This window comes from Microbacterium suaedae (assembly GCF_003254645.1).
Lineage (GTDB): Bacteria > Actinomycetota > Actinomycetes > Actinomycetales > Microbacteriaceae > Microbacterium > Microbacterium suaedae.
Genome location: NZ_PNFD01000001.1, coordinates 629,447 through 650,072 on the forward strand (window position 1 = coordinate 629,447; position 20,626 = coordinate 650,072).

Genomic DNA, 20,626 nt, shown 5'->3' on the forward strand with positions numbered 1-20,626 from the left:
CCAGGCCGCTGGCCTGGGGGTTCGTGAGATCTCTCTCGGTGAGTCAGGAACTACGTCCCGACACCATCACATTGTGGAGCTAAGGGGATTCGAACCCCTGACCTTCTCATTGCGAACGAGACGCGCTACCAACTGCGCCATAGCCCCTTGCAACCCGATCAACTTTACCAGAGCCCGCGAGAGGCGGGAAATCGATCCTCAGACCGCGGCGCGTCGCGCGAGCAGCTCGCGCACCTGCTGTTCGATTTCGGCGTCGTCCTCGCTCCGAGGCGGTAGCGCGACTGGCTGTTGACGGGCAACGAGCCGGGCTCGTGCCGCCTCCTCGCGCGCCGCCCTCTGCAGATTGTTGCGCGCGTTCGCCGCTTCTACCTCGCTCGACGCCCGCGACCCGGAGGTCGCCGTCAGCGGCGTGGGCAGGCGACGCGGCGTCCACCCACGGTCGGCCGGATCGATGATCTGGGACTGGGAACGTGCCCTTTCGGCCTGGCGGGGGGCTGCGGACACGGCCACCTGCGGCGCGCGAGACGCGACATCGGCCATGCGCCGAAGCAAAGCGAATCCGGCAAGAATCGCAACCGCGCCGACCGCGACCCAGGCCCATCGCCCCGCCACGACAAACTGCCACGCCCCGAGACCGAGTGCCGCGAGGCCGACGATAGCGAGGGACGTCGCCGCGAGGCGCAGGCGGCGGCGGGCACGCGCCTGCCGTGCCCGAGGATCCGCCCGAAGTGCCGCCACTCGCGCACGCTGCTCTTCTGCTGTGATCGCGCGTTCGAGCCTCTCGGCCTCCGCGTCGCGTCGCGTCCGCTCGACACGCGCCTCGACCTCGCGGCGCTTACGTTCGACCTCAGCGCGTTCGTACGATCGGCGCAATCGGTCATCCTCGGCTTCAAGACGCCTGACGAGCCGATGCTGCTTCGCCGCCTCACGACGCGACAGCTCGACGCGCACCTCGTCCGGCGTCTCGCTCGACTCGGCAAGCACGCGCAGCGCCTGGTTGAGCCGAACAGCGTTGCGCTCGGCCGCGTTGTCACGCATCCTGGCGTGCCACGACGGCAGCAGATAGGCGAGCCAGAGCACGGCGATCACCAGCGCGATCGCACCGCCTCCGAGAATCTGCCCACCCATGTGATAAACCGTAGGCGACGCACGCCCGCGAACGACGGAGGCCCTCGCGTGTCGGCGGCGTGTTCGTGCCTCCCGAGTAGCCGAACAGCCCGCTTAGGCCGAATCTGGCACGCGGGACGCACCGACGGGAACTCCGCCCGTCACCCATCGATGAAGGACGCCCCGCGGGACCTCCTCGCGGGTGAGAGCGAACGCGTAGTGATCCCGCCAGGCGCCATTGATGTGAATGTAGCGCGGACGATAGCCCTCATATCGGAACCCGAGCTTCTCGACGACGCGCAGACTCGGCCCGTTCTCGGGACGGATGCAGATCTCCATCCGGTGCAGACGCAACTGTGTGAAGCACAGATCGGTCGCGAGCGCGACCGCCGTGGGCGTGATCCCCCGCCCTGCGAAGCGCTCGGATACCCAGTATCCGACCGTCGCGGACGACAAGGATCCGCGCGCAATTCCCCACACGTTGAGTTGGCCCGCGACCTCTCCGGCGTGCTCCATAACGAACGGCACGCCCGCACCGTCGCGATACTGCTGCAGAAGACGCCGGATCGAGCCGCGCATATCGAACGAGACAGCACCATCCGGATTCGTCGCCTCCCACGGAAGGAGCCACGACCGATTCGTGAGGAGCTCATGCTGAAGGACGCGCGCATCCTTGGGACGGATGAGCCGAATGGACACCGCCCCGTGCGAGCTCTCGAGCGCATCCATCCGGCTCTCCTGTCACGACGCCGAGGCGCCGCCTGAGTACGCCTCTCGCTAAAGCGTAGCCGCGAATTCCTTGATCCAGGGGCGCAGCTCGGGGCCGAGGTCCTCTCGATCGGACGCGAGCTGCATGATCGCCTTGATGTAGTCGAGCTTGTCGCCCGTGTCGTACCGGCGTCCGCGGAAGATGACTCCATACACGTCGACGTTCGCGTCATCCGCCGCGACGTCCTTGAGCGCATCGGTGAGCTGGATCTCGTTGCCCTTGCCCGGCTCGGTGCGTTCGAGGACCGGGAAGATCTCGGGGGTCAGCAGGTAACGGCCGATGATCGCGAGGTTGCTCGGCGCGTCTTCCTTCGCCGGCTTCTCGACGAGGTCGAGCACCTTGACAACGTCGGGGTCGTCCGTCGCCTCGACTGACGCGCATCCGTACATGCTGATGTGCTCGGGGTCGACCTCCATGAGCGCGACGACCATCGCCCCGCGCTGCTCGTTCACCTCGATCATCTTCGGGAGCAGCGGGTCTCGCTCGTCGATGAGATCGTCGCCGAGCATGACCGCGAACGGCGAGTTCCCGACATGCTGCTTCGCACGAGCGACCGCATGTCCGAGCCCCTTCGGCTCACCCTGGCGCAGCAGGTGCACATCGGCGAGATCGCTCGACTTGCGCACATTTCCGAGCTTGCTGTCGTCGCCCTTCGCCGTGAGCTTCTCCTCCAGCTCGGGAACCGAGTCGAAGTGGTTGGCGATCGCGTTCTTGTTGCGGCCGATGATCATGAGCACATCGCGGATGCCTGCGGCCACCGCTTCTTCGACGACGTACTGGATCGCGGGCTTGTCGACGACCGGGAGCATCTCCTTCGGCGTCGCCTTCGTCGCCGGGAGGAAACGGGTGCCGAGACCCGCAACCGGCATAACAGCTTTGATCTGCGCAGGTTCCATGACACTCACCATAGGCGACGCGCCCGCAAGGCCCGCGAACGGCACGGCACTCGAGGGCCCGAGCGCCCCCCTAACGTGGTGCGTATGGCGACTTCGACCGGCGCCGCGAAAGCGGCGATGCGTCAACGGATCCGCGCATCACGACGTGCGATGACGGATGAGCAGCGGGGCCTCGCCGAAAAGGGGATCGCACGCGAGGCTTCGGCGCTTCTCGCGCGCACGGGCGCACGCACGCTCGCGTGCTATCTGTCGTCTCCGACTGAGCCTCCGACCCGGCAATTGCTCGCTCACGCCGCCGCCGAGGGGATCCGCGTGATTCTGCCGATCATCCGCCCACACGGCGAGCTCGACTGGGCCGAGCACACCGGCGGCGAACGCATCGCCGCACTGGGGGTTCCCGAGACGACGGGAAGGCCGCTCGGCGTCGAGGCTCTCGCCGACGCCGATCTGGTGCTCGTTCCCGCGGCTGCGGCCGATGAATCGGGGATGCGCCTGGGCTGGGGCGGAGGGTTCTACGACCGTGCGCTCGCGAAGCTGCCCTCACGGGGATCCGTGTACGCGGTGATCTATGATTCCGAGGTGGTCGCTCGCGTTCCCCACGAGACGCACGACGTGTCGGTGAGGGGAATCGTGACGCCGACCCGCACGCTCACGTTCGAACGCTGAAGCGCGCCCCACGGGCGTGCCAGGCGGCCCACCGGAGAGGCCCATACCTTCATGCCCACATATGCATACGCCTGCACCGACTGCGGTCACGCCTTCGACGCCGTCCAGTCGTTCAGCGAGGCTTCGCTGACAACATGCCCCTCCTGCGAGGGTCGCCTGCGCAAGCAGTACGGATCCATCGGCGTCACGTTCAACGGCTCGGGCTTCTACCGCACCGACTCGCGCGCGACGAACAACACCTCCTCCAGCGCGTCCACCGCGGATTCCTCCTCCGGCAGTGCATCATCGACCTCGGCGACGTCGTCACCCGCGACGGCGAGCGCCGCGGCGTCGAGCGACTGATCCGTCGCACGGCGAACTCGGTCCGAGGGCCCACGCCCAGAGGGAAGGCAGAAATGTTCCAGGGATTCAAAGAGTTCATCATGCGAGGCAGCGTCGTCGAACTGGCGGTTGCGGTCGTCATCGGCACGGCGTTCACCGCGATCGTCACCGCCTTCGTCGAGTTCATCGTGAACCCGTTGCTCGGCGCCTTCGTCCCGACCGGGAACCTGTCCGAGTGGGTGATCGAGATCCCCGGGATCTTCGCGACCGCCCAACTCGGCATCGGCGGCATCATCCAGGCCATCATCAACTTCCTCGCGATCGCGCTCGTCGTCTACCTCGCGCTCGTCATGCCGATGAACAAGCTCGCCGCGCGCCGTGCCGCCGGCGCACCCGCCGAGGAGATCCCCCCGACGCAGGAAGAGCTGCTGACGGAGATCCGCGACCTCCTCGCCAAGAAGTAGCCCCGGACGCCCGGACACAACGACGCCAGAACTCACGGTCGACGCCGCAGAAATCGCTTCCGCGGCCCGCTCCGGCGAATTCTGGCGTCGTTGTGCATTCGGCGCCCCGCGCACGACTCAATAGTGCGGCGGCTTGTCCTGCCTCAGCCGCTCGTCGTTCGCGCCCTTCTCCCCCGTCGCCTGCGGCTCCGGCTCGTCGTCTCGCAGCGTCGCCTCGGCGTCGGAGTCACCGAGCGTGCCCTCGACAGGTGTGAGCCGCGCGCGACGGGATCCGCGCACCCGCTCGACCCGCTGACGCTTGTCGTCGCCCACCGGATCAGTCCAGCGGCGCGGTCTCTTCGCCGACACGGGAGATGTCCGCGCGGATTCCGAGGACGGCGGCGACGCGCTCCGCGACGGCTCGCGGTTCGCTGTAAATGTCGAATGCGTGCACCCGGATGTAGTGCCAGCCGAGGCGGCGCAGCACCTGCGGGCGCAGCCGAAGCGACTCACGCAGCGACTCTTCACGCGATTCGGGATCGGACTCGACCACGACGGCTTTGCCGTTCGCCTGCGCGACAAGGGGCAGGAGGCCGCGATAGTCGACTTCGACGGCCGCTCCCATCGCACGCAGCTCGCGCGCCAGAGCGCGGGTGAGCGGATCGGCGTCGACCTCCTGACGGAGCTCCTTCGCGCGCTCCTCGTAGCTGCGCAGAAGGTCCATGAGCATCGCGGCGCCGTGCGAGAAGCGTCCGTCGTCGATGTCCGGAGGACGCACGCAGGTGACGATGACCATCGAGCGCCGGGCGCGCGTCATTCCGACGGTGAGCAGCCGCTCGCCGTCTTCGCCGGACAGGTCGCCCAACTCACTCAGCACGCGGCCGTGACGTGTCGTGCCGTATCCGAGTGAGAACACGACACGATCACGGCTCTCCGCGACAGACTCCTCGAGCGTGAGCACAGCGAGCGGTTCGGCGGTCTCGCGCGAGACGAAGTCGGCGACGTCTCCGCGCCCTGCGAAAGCCGCCGTGACGGCCGCGCGCACCCGATCGGCGTGGCGACGGCTCGCGGTGACGACCATGAGCGATTCGCGAGGGCGGTTGATCGCATGCTCGACGACGAGCGTGACGACGCGCGCAACCTCGGCATCGGGGCTCTCGACCGCGCCCGTCACGGGGTCGGGCGCCCCGCTCCCACCCTCGACGTAGTCGACGGACAGGCTGCCCCGCCCGAGATACGAGCCCGCCCACGGCAGCGACTGGATCTCACCGCCATAGAAGGCGTCATTGACGAGATGCGCAAGGTCTTCGCCCCCCGCGCGATAGCTGCGCGTGAGCGTCTCAACCGGGAGGATCTCCGCAACGCGCTCGAATGCGCTGCGGGCGTCCGCCGGCACCGCGGCTGCATCGGACGCTCGCGTCGATGCCGTCGAGACCTCGAAGCACGTCGGCTTCTGCGTCACGGGGTCGCCGAATGCGACGATCTGCGATGCCCGACGGATCGCGGGTGCCGCCTCGGCGAGTCCGATCGCCGCCGAATCGACGAGCATGACGGTGTCGAAACGCTCATCGTCGGGCAGCTGAGGCACATCGTACGGCGACGCGAGCCACACCGGGGCGAGTGTGCGCAACAGGCGCGGCGCGTCCGCATGAACCTGCGCGGGTGTCACATCGCCGCGCATGAGCGCGCGTCGCAGCCGATCCGATTCGTCGGGCTCGTCCACGATGCCGATCTTCCACTGCGCCGCGAGCTGCCACGCAAGCAGACGTCCCGATGCTGCGGCGTGGGCCTCGTCGACGAGCCGGAAGTCCTTCTCCAGCCGGTCGACGACGCTCGTCGACGCGCCGAGGAGCGAGGTGTCGGTCCGGAGCAGGTGTTCGAGGGCCGACTGCCACCACGCGAACTCGAGCTCCTCCCCGACACGCGCCTCGTCGACGTGGCGCACCGAGAGCTCCGTGAGAAGGGGCGACAGGCCGAGCTCGTCAAGCGTCGCGCGGAGTTCGGCGCGTTCCACGATGTTCTCGAACACATCGGATTCGGCCGCGAGGCCCGCGAGCGTGCGGATGAGACGTGTGACGGGGAGGGCCGCGAGCCGCGTGCCGCGCCCGAGCGCCTCGTCGAGCTTCCCCAGATCGTCCTCGATCCGCTGCCATTCGACCTGCACATCGGCGAGCCCGAGGGGGATCTCCGGAGCGCTGACGCTCTCGACGAGATGCTGCCACTGGGAGCGCTGATGCTGGATCCGCGTGAGCGCGGCATGCATGTCAGCGACGTGCACGCCCGGTCGCACGAGCTCGCGCGAGAGGCGCTTGAGCCGGCGACGCTGGGCGCCGGACATACCGACGGCATCGCGACGGGATCCGTGCGCCTTGATCATGTCGGACAGGGGGCGCTCGAACGCCACCGGCTGGAATCTGTCGAGCGAATCGCGAATCCCGTGCAGGAGACGCAGATACTCGCCGAGCTCGTCGAGCGTCGCGAAAGGCCGCATGCGCGTCTGGGAGATGAGCTCGTAGCCGCGTTCGAGCAGTTCGGGAACGCCGGTGCGGTGCAGGCGCCCGGCGAGCGCGTGGGCGTCGCGCGCAGCTTCCGTCGTCTCGAAGCTCACTCCGTACCAGGGCGAGTCGTCGGGACCGACGCGGAACTCGCCCAGGCGGGCGGCGAGCGCCAGTGTACGAGCGGCATCGCTCCGATCTCCCGCGAGCTTCGTCAGGGCGGAGGCGCTGAGCCGAGCGGTGGATGACGGCGGAACCGGGAGGCTCGCGAGCCGCGTCAGCTCGCGCGTGATGTCGAGGACGGACACTCCGAGATCTTCGCGCGTGCGCACGAGCGCGTCCCTGTAGTCGCGGAGCACCGAACGCAGCCGCACGAGCGCATCGTCGACGTCCGAAACGCTGGGCTGGGCAGCCTTCTCGTTGCGCCCGATCGCCCGGATGAGATCGGACCGCAGAGACGTCGGCGAAACGGCGAGTCCGTCGAGATGGATCCCTCGGAGCCGGTGCGCGACACCGTCGAGGGTCGAGCGGCGAGCGCTCACGACGAGCACGCGCTTGCCCGCGCGGACGAGCTCTCCGACGGCGTTGATGACGGTCTGCGTGCCCCCCGTCCCCGGGAGGGTGTGCACGGCGAGCGACTGACCGGCCATGATCCGGGCGAGGACTGTCTCCTGCTCGGCGTCCGCGTCGAGAAGCAGAGTGTCGGAGGCTGGTGCGCGGTCGTCGGGCGCCGTGGGCATGGCAACCGGACGAGGTTCCCGCACTGCCCGCAGATCGTCCTCATGTCCGCCGAGCGCGTTGAGGAGCACGTGGTCGACGCGGGCGAGATCTCGAGACATCGGCCCTGCGACGTCGGCGAACGTCGACACGACGAGGCGCGCCTTGACCGAGAACGTCTCGACGTGCGACGTCAGCGCGCGCAGACGGTCGATGACGGGCTGCGGCTGGAACAGGCCATCCTGGTAGGCGAGCGAGGCGAGCGCCTCACCGTCGAGTTCGATGCCGAAGTGGTCGCGTGCGGCACGCAGCAGTTCGGGATTGACGACGAAGCCCCCGCGCAGCTTGAGCTCGAAGTCGGCATGGTGGCGGCGAAGGCCGAGCGGACGAAGCAGGACGGGCGCTGTGAAGCGCTCGGTCCCGACGCGCCAGGATGCGAGTCCGACAGCGAGGCGTACGGCGTCGATTCCGCGGGCTGTGCGCAGCTCGACGTTCTTTGCGGCGATCCGCTCGGCAGCCAGGCGCGCTCCGCGCAGCGCGACCTCGTCGCGGAACAGGTTCGACAGCAGCGTCGAGCGCCCCGTGATGAACTGCGGCAGGCTGCCGGGGTGCGCGGTCGTGATCTCGACGAAGGATCCCGGCTCCTCCCGGTATCGCAGGAGCGCGGACTCGCCACCCAGTCCCCCGGCGCACTCGCGCAACCGCTCGCGCTCTTCATCCGCGACGTGCGCGATCGGCACGCCGGGCTCGGCCACCTGGAGATCGCTCGGATTCACGCCGTCCTCCGATCCGGACAGCGCCGCAGAGCCCTTGATACGCCACACACGCGCAAGGCTACGCGCGGCCTCGCCGATTCTTGCGTCGGATCGCCGCGGTTCCCGCGATTGAGCGCCCGAATTCAGGTCCCCGCGCATCCGGGGTCAGCGTGCACACATCGACGGATCTCGCCGCTCTCTCCACAACGCCCTCCCCGCGGGCCCCGCGCTCGACGACGAGAGCGGCGAGGATGGGGAGCATGAGCGATGACGAGACATCCACGACTGGGGTCATCACGGGCGCCGACGGGCTGACCCGACCGACCTGGGCCGAGCTGAGCGACCTCCTGCGCGAGTACTACGACACCGAGTGGGGCATGCCCGTCCGCGACGAACAGGGCGTCTTCGAACGGCTCAGCCTCGAGGCTTTCCAATCCGGGCTCAGCTGGGCCACCGTGCTCGCGAAACGTCCCGCCTTCCGACATGCGTTCGCGGGATTCGACCCCGATGCCGTGGCGGAGTTCGGGGATGACGACGTGGACCGGCTTATCGGCGACGCAGGGATCATCCGCAATCGCGCGAAGATCCTCGCCACGATCGATAACGCGCGGGCGACCGTCGCCCTCCGTGAGCAGGGCACCGACCTCGCAGAGCTGGTGTGGAGCTACCAACCGGACGAGACTCCTGCGCCGGTCACGGCCGCGGAGGTTCCGTCGACGAGCGACGAGTCCGTCGCTCTCTCGAAGGAGCTCAAGCGTCGTGGCTTCCGCTGGGTCGGCCCCACGACGATGTTCGCGTTGATGGAGGCCATCGGGATCATCGACACACACCTGATCGGAAGCCATCGCCGCGGCACGAGCGGCGTCTGGACGAACTGAGACAGTCATCCCGACGACGCTCTGGTGCCCCCGACAGGACTCGAACCTGCGACGCACGGTTTAGGAAACCGACGCTCTATCCACTGAGCTACGGGGGCGTGCACGAAGCGCCCGCCCCATATTACTGGGGCGGGCGCTATCGGCGTGTCGCGTCAGTGTGCGGCGTCGTACGCTTCGAGGATGGCGGCGGGGATGCGCCCGCGGTCGCTCACCTCGTGCCCGTTCTCACGAGCCCATGCGCGCACCGCGGCCAGATCGTACTTCGCGGAGGCCGCACCGCTCGTGCTGCGCCCGCGCGTTCCTCGCGTGCCACCGGTCGCCCGGCGTCCCGCCTTGATGAAGGGAGCGAGGGCCTCGCGGATCTCGTTCGCGTGCTCATCCGTGAGGTCGATCTCATAGCTCTTGCCGTCGAGCGAGAAATGAACACTCTCTCCCTGACCGATCTCGAGAACTGTACCGTCGATATCGTCGACGAGCTGGTGAATGATCTTCCGTGCCATGTCCCCCACAGTAAAGCATTCGCGGGACGAGTTCGATCAATCGACGTTCTTTTGCAGTTCTTCGTCACGCCGCCATTTCCAAGTAGGGGCCCCACGAGGGCTCTGCTCGCTCGGAACCTCGCACCACCCACGTCGCCCCTCGAGGCGGTTCAGGACGAATTCTCAGCGTCCACCCCATTTCCTGAGGAGTGCGATCGCTTTTGACGTTATTGCATCGCACGCAGGCGGCGACAAGGTTCTCCCACGAATCCGCGCCTCCCCGGGAGCGCGGCTGCACGTGATCGATCGTCGTCGCGTTGCGCCCACAGTACGCACAGCGGTGCGCGTCGCGTCGCAGCACTCCGCGACGAGTGACGGGCACCCGTCGCACATGCGGCACGCGCACATATCTCGTCAGAACGATGACGGCCGGTCTGTCGTACGCATCCGTCGCGGCCCAGACAGGCGAATTCTCATCGTGTTCGATGACATTCGCCTTGTCATTCATGACGAGCACGAGGGCTCGTTTGAACGAGACCACGGCGAGGGGTTCATATCCCGCATTCAGAACGAGGGTACGCACGGGCGGCTACCTTTCTTCACTTCCCGGATGGCTTCCGGGTCCAGTCGAATGACGCCGCGGAGCCACGTGAAGACGAAAAAAGGCGCTGTCGCACGGACAGCGCCTGTGAGTGAGCCACGATCGTCTCGTGGCCCGCATGCACACGATGCCTGAGGACATAGCGACCGAGCGCATCCGTGGTTCGAATGCTCGGGCAGATGTCCATGGCCATTCCTCTCGCACTTTTGTCTGCGGGCGACGCGAACAGAGTAACGCATGCGACACGCCCGAACGGCGACGCGACGGTGAATTCTTTCCGCACGCCCCCACCCGAAACGCGAATCGCCCGCCTCGCGGAAGCGAGGCGGGCGATGGCGCTGAGCGAAGGGTCACACCGGGAGGTAGTACAGGGGGTCGACAAGCCCGCCGTTGACGCGGATCTCGATGTGAAGGTGCGGTGCCGTCGAGCGACCCGTGGATCCGACAGCGCCGATCTGCTGCCCCGCGGAGACCGTCTGGCCCGTGCTGACGTTGATCGCACTCATGTGCGCATTGCGCACCTCGACGCTGTTCCCGTTGACGGTGCAGTTCAGCGTGACGAGGTTGCCGTAGGCGCCGGAGTAGCCGGCGTAGGTGACCACGCACCCATGCACGGCGTAGATGGGAGTTCCGGTCGCGACCAGCAGGTCGAGGCCCTCGTGACCGCGGCCGGAACCGAGGCTCTGGCCGATCGTGTACCCACCGGGGAGGGGTGCCGTCGCACCGCCGGACGTCGCCGGCGCAGCCGGCGCGGCGGGAGCATCGGAAGTCGCAGGAGACTCTGCAACTGCCGCCGGAGCGCCCGCTGCAGCCTGCTGCTCCGCCTGAAGGCGTGCTTCCTCCTCCGCCTGGCGCTTCGCCTCGCGAGCGCGCTCAAGGGCTTCGCGCTCGGCCTCGATCTGCTCGATCTCCTCGGCCGTGCGAGCCGCGTAGCTCGTGGAGGCGAGATCGGCCGTCGCCACATCGGAGTCGGCCTCGAAGAGCTGCGCGTCGGCCGCAGCCTCGTCGCGCACGCTCGCGTTCGTGGTCTCGTCCTGCTGAGTCGCCGCGTAGGCGGGAATCGCCACACCGGCGATCAGGGCACACACAGCCGCCAAAGTGCCGGCGGCCCTGGCGGGTCGGAGACGACGGGGCGCGGGTGCGGTCGCGGTTCGCCGTGCGGCGCGCTCTGCGCGGCGCATGTCCTTCCGCGCGGCCGCCACCACCTGACGACTGCTCAGGGGACGCTCGGCAGGGTTCGGGGCATCCGTGGGAGTGAGCTCGTTCCGAGCCGAATCGTTCTCTGTCAAGATCAGGTTCCTCCGTCGCCTCGCACGTCGGGCCGTGCAGGTTCGCAGCACTGGGTTGGGGGGCACAGTGTGACCCTGCGAGAAGAGCGAACCACTCGAGGCGATTCCCACAGGGAGCACCCGACTCGGTTGCCGGGTGTCACCATACGGTAACGAAAGATAACGACTTTGTCACGTTGGCGACGAGAAAATCTTCCTCACGTCTCTGCCGGCGCGGGTTCTTCCGCGACGAGGAACACGTGGGAAGCCAGCTCCACGGGTAGTTCGAGCGCCTCGTCGACGCCCTCCATCTGCGCGAGGACATAGCCCTCGTTGAAGCGGAAGTTGCCCCGCGCACCGGGCACGACGCCCGCATCGCGCAGCTGCCGCAGCAGCTCCGGATCGACCTGAACCGGCTCGGCGAGACGGCGCACGGTTCCCGTCACGGGCACCCCCTCGGCCTCGAGCTTCTTGACAACGCACACGACGCCCTCGTCGAACCGGCGGGCCTCCCCCGACTCGCCGATCTCGCCCAGACCAGGAATCGGGTTTCCGTACGGAGACTCGTCCGGATGTCCGAGCAGTTCGACGAGACGACGCTCGACGAGCTCGCTCATCACATGCTCCCACCGGCAGGCCTCTTCGTGGACGTAGGCCCAGTCGAGCCCGATCACGTCACTGAGCAGGCGCTCCGCGAGACGGTGCTTGCGCATCACCTCGATCGCCTTGCGACGCCCCTCGGCCGTGAGTTCGAGCCGCCGATCGTCGCCCACGCGGATGAGTCCATCGCGATCCATGCGCCCGACCGTCTGCGACACGGTCGGACCCGAGTGTCCGAGCCTCTCGGAGATGCGAGCGCGCAGAGGCACGATCCCCTCTTCTTCGAGCTCGAGGACGGTACGGAGATACATCTCGGTCGTGTCGATCAGATCGGTCATCGCTGCGCTTTCGTCACCAGAACGGGGTAAGGCAATCCTAATCCCCTCGGCGCCCCACGGAGCCGAGCGACGGATGGGAGGTGTCAGCTGTTCTCGAGGACGTACTCGATGCTCTGCACGAGGCGGCGCACGTCGTCGGGCTCGATCGACACGAACGTCGACATACGCAGCTGGTTGCGGCCGAGCTTGCGGTACGGCTCGGTGTCGACGATGCCGTTGGCACGCAGCGTCGCCGCGATCGCGGCGGCGTCCACATCGTCCGAGAAGTCGATGGTTGCGACGACGGGCGAACGGTGCGCCGGATCCTGCACGAAAGGCGTCGCAACGGCGGATGCCTCGGCCCAGTCGTAGAGCACGCTCGACGACTCTCGCGTCCGGGCATCGGCCCACGCGAGCCCGCCGTTCTCGAGAATCCATGCGAGCTGGCTGTCGAGCAGGTGAAGCGTCGCAACCGCCGGCGTGTTGTAGGTCTGATTCTTGCGCGAGTTGTCGAGCGCCGTCTTGAGGTCGAGCGACGCGGGGATGTAGCGGCCGGACGCCGCGATCTTCTCGATCCGCTCGATCGCGGCCGGCGAGACAGCGGCGAGCCACAGCCCGCCGTCCGAGCCGAGGTTCTTCTGCGGTGCGAAGTAGTAGACGTCGGCCTGCGAGGCGTCGAAGTCGATGCCGCCAGCAGCGCTCGTCGCGTCGATGACGGTCAGCGCCCCCTCATCGCCCGAGACGCGCGTCACGGGTGCGGCAGCGCCCGTCGACGTCTCGTTGTGCGGCCACGCGTAGACGTCGACGCCCGCGACCGGCTCCGGGAGCGCGATCGTCCCCGGCTCGGCCTGGCGCACGTCGGGCGCCTCGAGCCACGGCGCACCGGCTGCCTTCGCGAACTTCCCGCCGAACTCACCGAACGTGAGGTTCTGGCTGCGCTTCTCGACCAGCCCGAACGCAGCGGCGTCCCAGAAGGCGGTCGAGCCACCGTTGCCCAGGATGATCTCGTAGCCCTCGGGCACGCGGAACAGTTGCGCGAGGCGCTCGCGCACGCTGCCGACGAGCCCCTTGACCGCGGCCTGGCGGTGCGAGGTGCCCAGGATCGCGGATCCGGCCGACGCGAGCGCCGAGATCTGCTCGGCGCGCACCTTCGACGGGCCGCACCCGAATCGTCCGTCGGCGGGCAGCAGGTCGGCGGGGATCTGGAGCGTCATGGTGCCATCCTATGGCCCCGCCGCGCGCGTCTCAGTCCTCGTCGTCCTCGTCGTCGGACTCATCGTCCAACTCGTCGATGTCGACCCCGTCGACGTCTCCCGCGTGCAGGAAAGCGGATCCGTCTTCGTGCACGTCATCGTCGAGCTCGTCGTCGTCCTCATCGCGCGCGGCCTCCTCGGCTTTCGCCGCGGCCTGCTGCGCCTTGTACTCCTCGAGCCGCTGGGACCACGGGATCCAATCGGGTGCGAGAAGCGCGTCATCGCCGGGAAGCAGCTCCGCTTCAAGGACCGTCGGATCCTCACCCTCGACCGCCGCGAGTGACACCGTCCAGAACCAGCCCGGATACCCGAGCAAGGTCGTGCGGAAACGCAGCGAGACGACCCCGTCGACGACCGTGTGACCCGCGGGCCCGCCGATCGTCTCCTCGGGCGTGATCTCACGCAATGCCGCGAGCGCGAGGTCTCGCGAGGCGAGCAGTCGCTCGTCGGTGTCAGCTGTCGATGTCATCAGCGACCTTTCTCAGCACGGCCGCGACCTTCCGCGCGTGGGAGTTCGGGGGATAGTGACCCCGGCGCAGATCCGCGCCGATGTCGTCGAGAAGCCGCACGAGGTCCTCGACGATCACGGCCATGTCGTCGGGCTTCTTCCGCTGCGTCTTCGTGGCCTTGCGGGGCGCGTCGAGGACGCGCACCGACAGGGCGGAAGGACCGCGACGGCCGTCCGCGACACCGAACTCGAGTCGCATGCCGCTGCGCACGGCCGTGTCGGCGGGCACCGCACTTGCGTGCAGGAAGACATCCTGACCGTCATCGGACGTGATGAAGCCGAAGCCCTTCTCCTCGTCGTAGAACCTGACCTTGCCGGTGGGCATCGTGACCTCGCTGAAAACTGCCGTGGATCGAGAAAAGGGGAGCTCGCGCTTCCCCCACCTCCAGATTAGCGCGGGCTCGGCTCGCGAGACGTGCCGTAGTGTGGAGGTGTGAGCAGCAAGTCCGACGACGCCCCCGCAGTGCGGCGCATCGACAAGATCCTCGCGGCGATGTCGCTCGGGATCCTCGTCCTCTCGATCGGCTGCTTCGCCGCGGTGATCATCGCTGGCGTCAACGGCGTCGAAGAGTACGACGGCGTCTGGCCGGCCGTCTTCCTCGTCCAGACGATCGGGCCGATCATCTCGTTCCTGCTCCTGCTCGCGCTCCTCATCATGAGCTTCGTCCGACGGAGCAGGGCGAACCGGCAGTGACATCCGCGGACAGCACCGTCGCACGGATGATCGCCGAACGGCTCGCGGCCGCCGACGATCACGCGCTGACGGAGCTGTTCGCCGAACGCCGACTGTCTCCCTCGGCGAATCCCGCCGCCGGCTGGCACGACTTCTTCGACGTTGCCGAGACACTGTTGCATCCAGATGCCGTCACGTCTGCTCTCTCCGGTCTCCCCCGCGACGATCTCGCAGCGCTCACGTCCGGCGTCCCCCGCCGCACGCTCGCCCTCACCGACGACGACGGCCTTGCCCTGCCGTCTGTGCGGAGGGCGCTCGGAGAGGCCACGATCCAGCCGACGCCGACCTCAACGCCGGCCCCCGCAGACCCTGTCGCGGCAGGGCACGCGGCAGAACGCGCGTTCACGACCATCACCTCGCTCGCCGACATCATGATCGCGGCCCTGCAGACGCCGCTCGCGCGCATCGGGACGGGGGCGCTCGGCAAGACCGACCGTCGCCGGCTCGTCGAGCAGCAGGTCGTCGAGAGTGCCGAAGAGGCCGACGCGCTCGTGCGGCTCGCGGCGGCAACCGGATTGATGCGCGGACGGGATCGGCGGATCAGCACCACCCGCACGGGCGCCGAATGGGTGCGAATGTCGACGCCCGAGCGATGGGCGACCCTCGCCGATCTTCTCCGCTCCGCTCTCCCGCCTGGGCTGCGGTCGGCGGACGGCGGATGGATCGACCCGGCACTCTGGGACGGCGCCTATCCCCGCGACACCGCCTGGCCCGACAAGGCGCGAGGTTGGCTGGAGTTCGCCCGTCTCGCCGGCCTCGTCGCCGACGGCGATCCTCCTACTGAGCCGGCATGGGCTCGTCCCGCCCGCGAGGGTTCGGCTCCCGATCCCGAGCCCCTCGTCGCGTTGCTGCCGCACGAGGTCGACCGGGTCTATCTGCAGAACGACCTCACGGCGATCAGCCCCGGCCCGCTCGTGCCGACGCTCGATGTGCGGCTGCGCCGGATGGCCTCACGCGAGTCCCACGCGCAGGCGTCGACCTACCGGTTCACGGAGGCGACGCTCTCTCAGGCTCTGAGCGCAGGAGAGACGGCGCAGAGCCTGCACGCGTTCCTCGCCGAACTGTCCCTGACGGGCCTCCCCCAGCCTCTCGCCTACCTGATCGAGCGCACAGCAGACCGCCACGGCCTCGTCCGCGTCTCCCGCGACCTCTCGACGGGGCACACGATCGTCTCGAGCCCGGACCACGACCTGCTCCGCACGCTGTCGGTCGACCAGGCGCTCCGACCGCTCGGGCTCGTCCTCGATGGAGCCCTCCTGCGCACGCGGGCGCCGCGCGACACCGCATACTGGGCGCTCGCCGACGCGCGCTACCCCGCCGTTGTGCTCGACGATGACGGCGCGATCGTATCGCCCGACCGGCATCGCGTGGCCGACGACCCCTCGCCGCAGCAGGATTACGCAGAGCTCCTCGAGAGGCTGCGTGCCGCGCAGGGATCCGACGCCGACGCCGCGTGGCTCGAGCGCGAGCTGGAGAGCGCCATCAAGGAGCGCACGACGCTCATCGTCTCGGTGGACATGCCCGACGGCGGCGTCCGCGAGCTCACGCTCGAACCGACGGGCCTCGGCGGGGGACGACTGCGCGGCCGCGACGCCGCTGCGGACGTCGAGCGCACCCTCCCCGTCTCGCTCATCTCGGGCGTGCGGCGCGTATGACGCAGATCCGGCGTAAACTGGACCGCTATGGCTGATGGCCCGCTGATCGTCCAAAGTGACCGCACGGTTCTGCTCGAGGTCGCCCACCCCGATGCCGAGACCGCACGTCACGATCTCGCTGTGTTCGCCGAACTCGAACGTGCGCCCGAACACATCCACACCTACCGCATCACGCGGCTCGGGCTGTGGAACGCGCGCGCCGCCGGGCATACGGCCGACGACATGCTCGGCACGCTCGAGAAGTACACGCGGTTTCCCGTCCCGCCCTCGGTCTCGACCGATCTGCGTGAAACGGTCGATCGATATGGCCGACTCACGATCGAGCGCGGAGACGACGGAGAGCTTCTCCTGCGGACGACCGACCGCGCGGTCATCGCTGAGGTGGCCCGCAACAAGCGGATCCAGAATCTTCTGATCGGGCACCCGGATCCCGACACGTTCGTCATCGACGCGTGGGCGCGCGGTCAGATCAAGCAGGAGCTGCTGAAGATCGGGTGGCCCGCCGAGGACCTCGCCGGCTACACGCCCGGCACCCCGCACGAGATCGCGCTCGACGAGAGCGATTGGCACCTGCGTCCGTACCAGCAGCAGGCCGTCGAGACCTTTTCGCACGACGGATCCGGCGTCGTCGTGCTGCCGTGCGGCGCGGGCAAGACGCTCGTGGGGGCGGGCGCGATGGCGCAGACGAAGACGACGACACTCATCCTCGTCACCAACACCGTGTCGGCCCGGCAGTGGCGCGATGAACTGCTGAAGCGCACCTCACTCACGGAAGACGAGATCGGCGAGTACTCGGGTCAGGTCAAGGAGATCAAGCCCGTCACGATCGCGACATATCAGATCCTCACGTCCAAGAGGAAGGGCCAGTATGCGCACCTCGACGTGCTCGACGCGCTCGACTGGGGCCTCATCGTGTACGACGAGGTGCATCTGCTTCCGGCACCCGTGTTCAAGCTGACGGCCGATCTGCAGGCCAGGCGACGCCTCGGCCTCACGGCCACACTCGTGCGCGAGGACGGCCGCGAGGGCGATGTGTTCAGCCTCATCGGCCCCAAGAGGTTCGACGCTCCGTGGAAGGAGATCGAGCAGCAGGGGTACATCTCTCCCGCCGCGTGCTACGAGGTGCGCGTCGACCTGCCCGCGTCCGAGCGCCTCGAGTACGCGGCCGCAGCCGACGATCAGCGCTACCGTCTCGCGGCGACGGCCCCTGCGAAGATCGACGCCGTGCGAGACATCGTCGCGCGGCACCCCGGCGAGCAGATCCTCGTGATCGGCCAGTATCTTGATCAGCTCGAAGAGCTCTCGGACGCGCTCGATGCTCCGCAGATCACGGGGTCCACGCCCGTCGACGAGCGCGAGAGACTCTTCCAGGCATTCCGCGACGGATCCCTGAATCTCCTCGTCGTCTCGAAGGTCGCGAACTTCTCCGTCGATCTGCCGGAGGCATCGGTCGCGATCCAGGTCTCGGGATCCTTCGGCTCGCGCCAGGAGGAGGCGCAGCGCCTCGGCCGCCTCCTGCGCCCCAAGGAGAGCGACCACACGGCCAGCTTCTACACGCTCATCGCCCGCGACACGGTCGACCAGGAGTTCGCCCAGAACCGGCAGCGCTTCCTCGCCGAGCAGGGCTACAGCTACACGATCCTCGACACGCAGGACATCGCCGCCTGATCGGCACGTCCGTCGTCACTCCAGCAGGGCCTCGAGACGAGACGCCACCTCCTCGTTTGCGCCCGTCAGCGCGATCCCCGAGGGCAGCACGCGAGCGACACCCCCCGATTCGCGCGCGATGACGAAGCTCGCGGCATGGTCGATGGCACTGTATCGATGGACGAGCGCCGCGATTCCTCGCCCGAGGGCGGGGCCCGCGAGCGTCGCCGTGCCCGAGCCCATCACCCGGAGCGTGCAGTGCTTCTCTGCGAGCCGCTCGAGCAGCGGGACGAATCCCTCCCACGGCACGGCGCCAGCGAGTTCCGTCGCGACCATGCGCCCCGTGAGGGGGTCGCCCTGATGAGTCGGCGCAACGACCGGCTCCCCCGCGCGCCACACCCCGCGCCCGCGGGCGGCGACGATGGGTTCTCCCTCCACCGGGTCGATGATCGCGCCGACGACGGGCTCTCCCTCCTCGACGAGCGCGAGCGAGAAGCTCGTCCACGGCATCCCGTTCGCCAGGTTGGCGGTCCCGTCGACAGGATCGAGGTACCAGCAGGGCGTTGCCCCGTCGGCCACGCCACCGTATTCCTCGCCGACGACGTCGTGCTCGGGAAACTGCGCGCCGAGGACGCTCCGCACCCAGCGTTCGACCGCGCGGTCCACCTCCGTCACGTGATCGGCGGGATCGCGCTTCGTGTCGACGACCCCGACCCCGTCACGTCTCGCACGCCGGACGGCGTCGGCGGCGTGACCGGCGAGCTCGCCGACGATCGCAAGACGCCTGCCGGTCTCATCCGGCGCCGCCTCTCGCGCGCCATCGAGATCGTTCGACGTGATCGAGTCGACGCCGATCTCCCCGAGATGAGCGACCTGCGCACCGTCGTCGACCGTCCAGCACGACACTCGAGCACCAAGCTCATGTACGGCGTCGACGAGAGCCGGGCCTGCGAGCAGATGAGGCAGGTTCACGAACGCAGGACGCAGTCCGGTCAGATCCTCGGCGGTGGGAGGAGTGGACGAATGCCACGGCTGGTGGATCACGGCGTCCGGGAGCGTCTCACGGATCGCGTGCATGGCGTTCCCCGCCCCGCACCACTCCGTGAACTCCTCCGCAGCACACGCGCGCACGATGCGCGCCGCCGGCCGCGCGAACTCCGCGTCCTCCATGTCGATGAGGAGGCGTGCGCCCGTTCCGCGGACGACATCCAGCGCGGCTTCGAGGGTGGGGATCCGCCGTTCGCCGCCTCCGATCTCGCCGACCTCATCGAGGCTCACCTCCGCGATCGCCCGCGGATCCCCCCACAGCCTCTCGAGAGTCGGATCGTGGAGCAGGACGACGGCCGCGTCCGACGTGAGCCGGACGTCGATCTCGACCGCATCCGCGCCCCACTCGATCGCGTCTCGGATCGAGGCCAGCGTGTTCTCCCTCGCCATGCCGACGCCGTGGCGACCGCGATGCGCGACGAGACGCGGCCCCGTCACGCGGCGACCTCCTCGACGGCGGCGCCGTGGACGCCGTCGAGCCGTCCGTCCACATATCGGAGGGCGCGTTCGATGCGGATCCGCACCTCGTCTCCCACCGCGGGGGCTGATCCGCTGAGGTAGGCACGCAGCTCGTGTCCGCGCACCGACACGGCGACCTCGGCGAAGTGGCCGTGCGGCAGCACTCGCGTCACCCGAGCCGGAATTCCGTCCGCCGCGAAGGCGATGTCCTCCGGCCGAACGACATACTCCACGCCGTCCGCCCCGTCTCCGAGGTCGAGCGTCGCGATCCGGTTGCTCGCGCCGACGAATCCCGCAACGAAACCGGTCGCCGGGGCGCGATACAGCTCACCGGGAGTCGAGACCTGCTCGATCCTCCCGTGGTTCATGACCGCGACACGATCCGACACCGCCATCGCCTCGTCCTGGTCGTGCGTGACGAGCACGGTCGTGATGCCGAGCCGCTGCTGGATATCGCGGATCTCCTCTCGCACGCGCACGCGCAGCTTCGCATCGAGGTTCGACAGGGGCTCGTCGAGGAGAAGCAGCTGCGGTCGCTGCACGAGCGCACGCGCGAGCGACGCCCGCTGCTGCTCTCCGCCCGAGATCCGAGCCGGGCGGCTCTCGGCATGATGCGAGAGGCCGACGAGTTCGAGCACCTCGGCGACGCGTTCGGCGATCTCACGGCGCGGTCTCCGCGCGACCCGCAGCGGGTACGCGACGTTCTTGGCGACCGTCATATGCGGCCACAGCGCATAGTTCTGGAACACCATGGCGCTCGGCCGCCGCTCCGGGCCGAGCGGCGTGACGTCGCGTCCCGCGACCTCGACGCTTCCGCTCTCGGGGGCGAGGAACCCGGCGATCATGCGCAGCGTCGTCGTCTTGCCGCACCCCGATGGGCCGAGGAGAGAGACGAGCTCTCCCGGCGCGATCGAGAGCGAGAGGTCGTCGACGATCGTCCGTCCGCCGAGGACCTTCGTCAATCCGGCGAGTCGCAAGCCGGGGGCGGTCGAGTCTGTCATGTCGGGCACGG

At 68.5% G+C, this 20,626-nt stretch carries 21 protein-coding genes and 2 tRNA genes; 7 read left to right on the forward strand and 16 right to left on the reverse strand.

All coding sequences use genetic code 11. The annotated features are described in order from the left end of the window. Positions 1–74: 74 nt before the first annotated feature. From C0012_RS02815 to galU, 4 genes are all read right to left on the reverse strand, one after another. Positions 75–147 (reverse strand) — tRNA-Ala (locus C0012_RS02815). Positions 148–198: 51 nt separating this feature from the next. Beyond that, positions 199–1,128, reverse strand: coding sequence for a large exoprotein (locus tag C0012_RS02820; protein ID WP_110588296.1), 930 nt, complete (start codon positions 1,126–1,128; stop codon positions 199–201). A gap of 93 nt (positions 1,129–1,221) precedes the next feature. Beyond that, positions 1,222–1,836 (reverse strand): GNAT family N-acetyltransferase, encoded by a 615-nt coding sequence (locus C0012_RS02825; protein WP_110588295.1) that lies wholly within the window; start codon positions 1,834–1,836, stop codon positions 1,222–1,224. Between the two features lie 48 nt (positions 1,837–1,884). Beyond that, positions 1,885–2,772: a UTP--glucose-1-phosphate uridylyltransferase GalU gene (galU, locus tag C0012_RS02830; protein WP_110588294.1), complete on the reverse strand. Its 888-nt coding sequence runs from the start codon at positions 2,770–2,772 to the stop codon at positions 1,885–1,887. Positions 2,773–2,856: 84 nt separating this feature from the next. On the opposite strand from galU, the gene C0012_RS02835 reads away from it, so the two are divergent. The 3 genes from C0012_RS02835 to mscL are packed head-to-tail and all read left to right on the forward strand — an operon-like array spanning position 2,857 to position 4,223. Continuing rightward, entirely contained in the window at positions 2,857–3,438 is a 582-nt protein-coding gene (locus tag C0012_RS02835) for a 5-formyltetrahydrofolate cyclo-ligase (protein ID WP_110588293.1), read from the forward strand. A gap of 51 nt (positions 3,439–3,489) precedes the next feature. Further along, a complete protein-coding gene (locus C0012_RS02840) occupies positions 3,490–3,780 on the forward strand; it encodes an FmdB family zinc ribbon protein (protein WP_110588292.1) in 291 nt (96 codons plus the stop codon). A gap of 53 nt (positions 3,781–3,833) precedes the next feature. Further along, on the forward strand, positions 3,834–4,223 hold the full coding sequence (mscL, locus tag C0012_RS02845) for a large conductance mechanosensitive channel protein MscL (RefSeq protein WP_110588291.1): 390 nt from the start codon (positions 3,834–3,836) through the stop codon (positions 4,221–4,223). 117 nt (positions 4,224–4,340) lie between these two features. Here mscL and C0012_RS02850 read toward each other — a convergent pair whose 3' ends face one another. Both C0012_RS02850 and C0012_RS02855 read right to left on the reverse strand, forming a co-directional pair. Further along, entirely contained in the window at positions 4,341–4,535 is a 195-nt protein-coding gene (locus C0012_RS02850) for a hypothetical protein (protein ID WP_110588290.1), read from the reverse strand. Between the two features lie 4 nt (positions 4,536–4,539). Then, positions 4,540–8,238, reverse strand: coding sequence for an AAA family ATPase (locus C0012_RS02855; protein WP_232527752.1), 3,699 nt, complete (start codon positions 8,236–8,238; stop codon positions 4,540–4,542). Between the two features lie 182 nt (positions 8,239–8,420). On the opposite strand from C0012_RS02855, the gene C0012_RS02865 reads away from it, so the two are divergent. Beyond that, a complete protein-coding gene (locus C0012_RS02865) occupies positions 8,421–9,047 on the forward strand; it encodes a DNA-3-methyladenine glycosylase I (RefSeq protein WP_408631125.1) in 627 nt (208 codons plus the stop codon). Positions 9,048–9,069: 22 nt separating this feature from the next. Here the strand turns inward: C0012_RS02865 and C0012_RS02870 are convergent. The 8 genes from C0012_RS02870 to C0012_RS02905 all read right to left on the reverse strand — a co-directional run bounded on the left by C0012_RS02870 (position 9,070) and on the right by C0012_RS02905 (position 14,398). Continuing rightward, positions 9,070–9,145, reverse strand: a tRNA-Arg gene (locus C0012_RS02870). 54 nt (positions 9,146–9,199) lie between these two features. Next, complete coding sequence (locus tag C0012_RS02875; protein ID WP_110588287.1) at positions 9,200–9,547, reverse strand: histone-like nucleoid-structuring protein Lsr2; 348 nt, start codon at positions 9,545–9,547, stop codon at positions 9,200–9,202. A 64-nt stretch (positions 9,548–9,611) separates the two neighbouring features. Beyond that, on the reverse strand, positions 9,612–10,109 hold the full coding sequence (locus tag C0012_RS02880) for an HNH endonuclease (protein WP_110588286.1): 498 nt from the start codon (positions 10,107–10,109) through the stop codon (positions 9,612–9,614). 368 nt (positions 10,110–10,477) lie between these two features. Then, complete coding sequence (locus C0012_RS02885; protein ID WP_110588285.1) at positions 10,478–11,194, reverse strand: M23 family metallopeptidase; 717 nt, start codon at positions 11,192–11,194, stop codon at positions 10,478–10,480. A gap of 419 nt (positions 11,195–11,613) precedes the next feature. Continuing rightward, on the reverse strand, positions 11,614–12,333 hold the full coding sequence (locus C0012_RS02890; RefSeq protein ID WP_110588284.1) for an iron dependent repressor, metal binding and dimerization domain protein: 720 nt from the start codon (positions 12,331–12,333) through the stop codon (positions 11,614–11,616). 83 nt (positions 12,334–12,416) lie between these two features. Further along, positions 12,417–13,526, reverse strand: coding sequence for a phosphoserine transaminase (serC, locus tag C0012_RS02895; RefSeq protein WP_110588283.1), 1,110 nt, complete (start codon positions 13,524–13,526; stop codon positions 12,417–12,419). A 31-nt stretch (positions 13,527–13,557) separates the two neighbouring features. Then, positions 13,558–14,034 (reverse strand): DUF3027 domain-containing protein, encoded by a 477-nt coding sequence (locus tag C0012_RS02900; protein ID WP_110588282.1) that lies wholly within the window; start codon positions 14,032–14,034, stop codon positions 13,558–13,560. Continuing rightward, entirely contained in the window at positions 14,018–14,398 is a 381-nt protein-coding gene (locus tag C0012_RS02905; RefSeq protein WP_110588281.1) for a cold-shock protein, read from the reverse strand. The genes C0012_RS02900 and C0012_RS02905 overlap by 17 nt, the downstream gene beginning before the upstream one ends. A 108-nt stretch (positions 14,399–14,506) precedes the next feature. Here C0012_RS02905 and C0012_RS02910 point away from each other — a divergent pair, with 108 nt between their 5' ends. From C0012_RS02910 to C0012_RS02920, 3 genes are read left to right on the forward strand one after another with little or no spacing between them, the layout of a single operon-like run. Continuing rightward, a complete protein-coding gene (locus tag C0012_RS02910) occupies positions 14,507–14,767 on the forward strand; it encodes a multidrug ABC transporter ATPase (protein ID WP_110588280.1) in 261 nt (86 codons plus the stop codon). 26 nt (positions 14,768–14,793) lie between these two features. Beyond that, positions 14,794–16,461: a helicase-associated domain-containing protein gene (locus C0012_RS02915; protein WP_232527753.1), complete on the forward strand. Its 1,668-nt coding sequence runs from the start codon at positions 14,794–14,796 to the stop codon at positions 16,459–16,461. 27 nt (positions 16,462–16,488) lie between these two features. Further along, entirely contained in the window at positions 16,489–18,129 is a 1,641-nt protein-coding gene (locus C0012_RS02920) for a DNA repair helicase XPB (RefSeq protein ID WP_110588278.1), read from the forward strand. 15 nt (positions 18,130–18,144) lie between these two features. Here the strand turns inward: C0012_RS02920 and C0012_RS02925 are convergent, their stop codons facing one another. Continuing rightward, positions 18,145–19,593, reverse strand: a complete 1,449-nt coding sequence (locus C0012_RS02925; protein WP_110588277.1) for an inositol monophosphatase family protein — start codon at positions 19,591–19,593, stop codon at positions 18,145–18,147. Continuing rightward, positions 19,590–20,615 carry an ABC transporter ATP-binding protein gene (locus tag C0012_RS02930; RefSeq protein WP_110588276.1) on the reverse strand — a complete coding sequence of 342 codons (1,026 nt, stop codon included), beginning with the start codon at positions 20,613–20,615 and terminating at the stop codon, positions 19,590–19,592. Before C0012_RS02930 ends, C0012_RS02925 begins: the two co-directional genes overlap by 4 nt. Positions 20,616–20,626 lie beyond the last annotated feature (11 nt).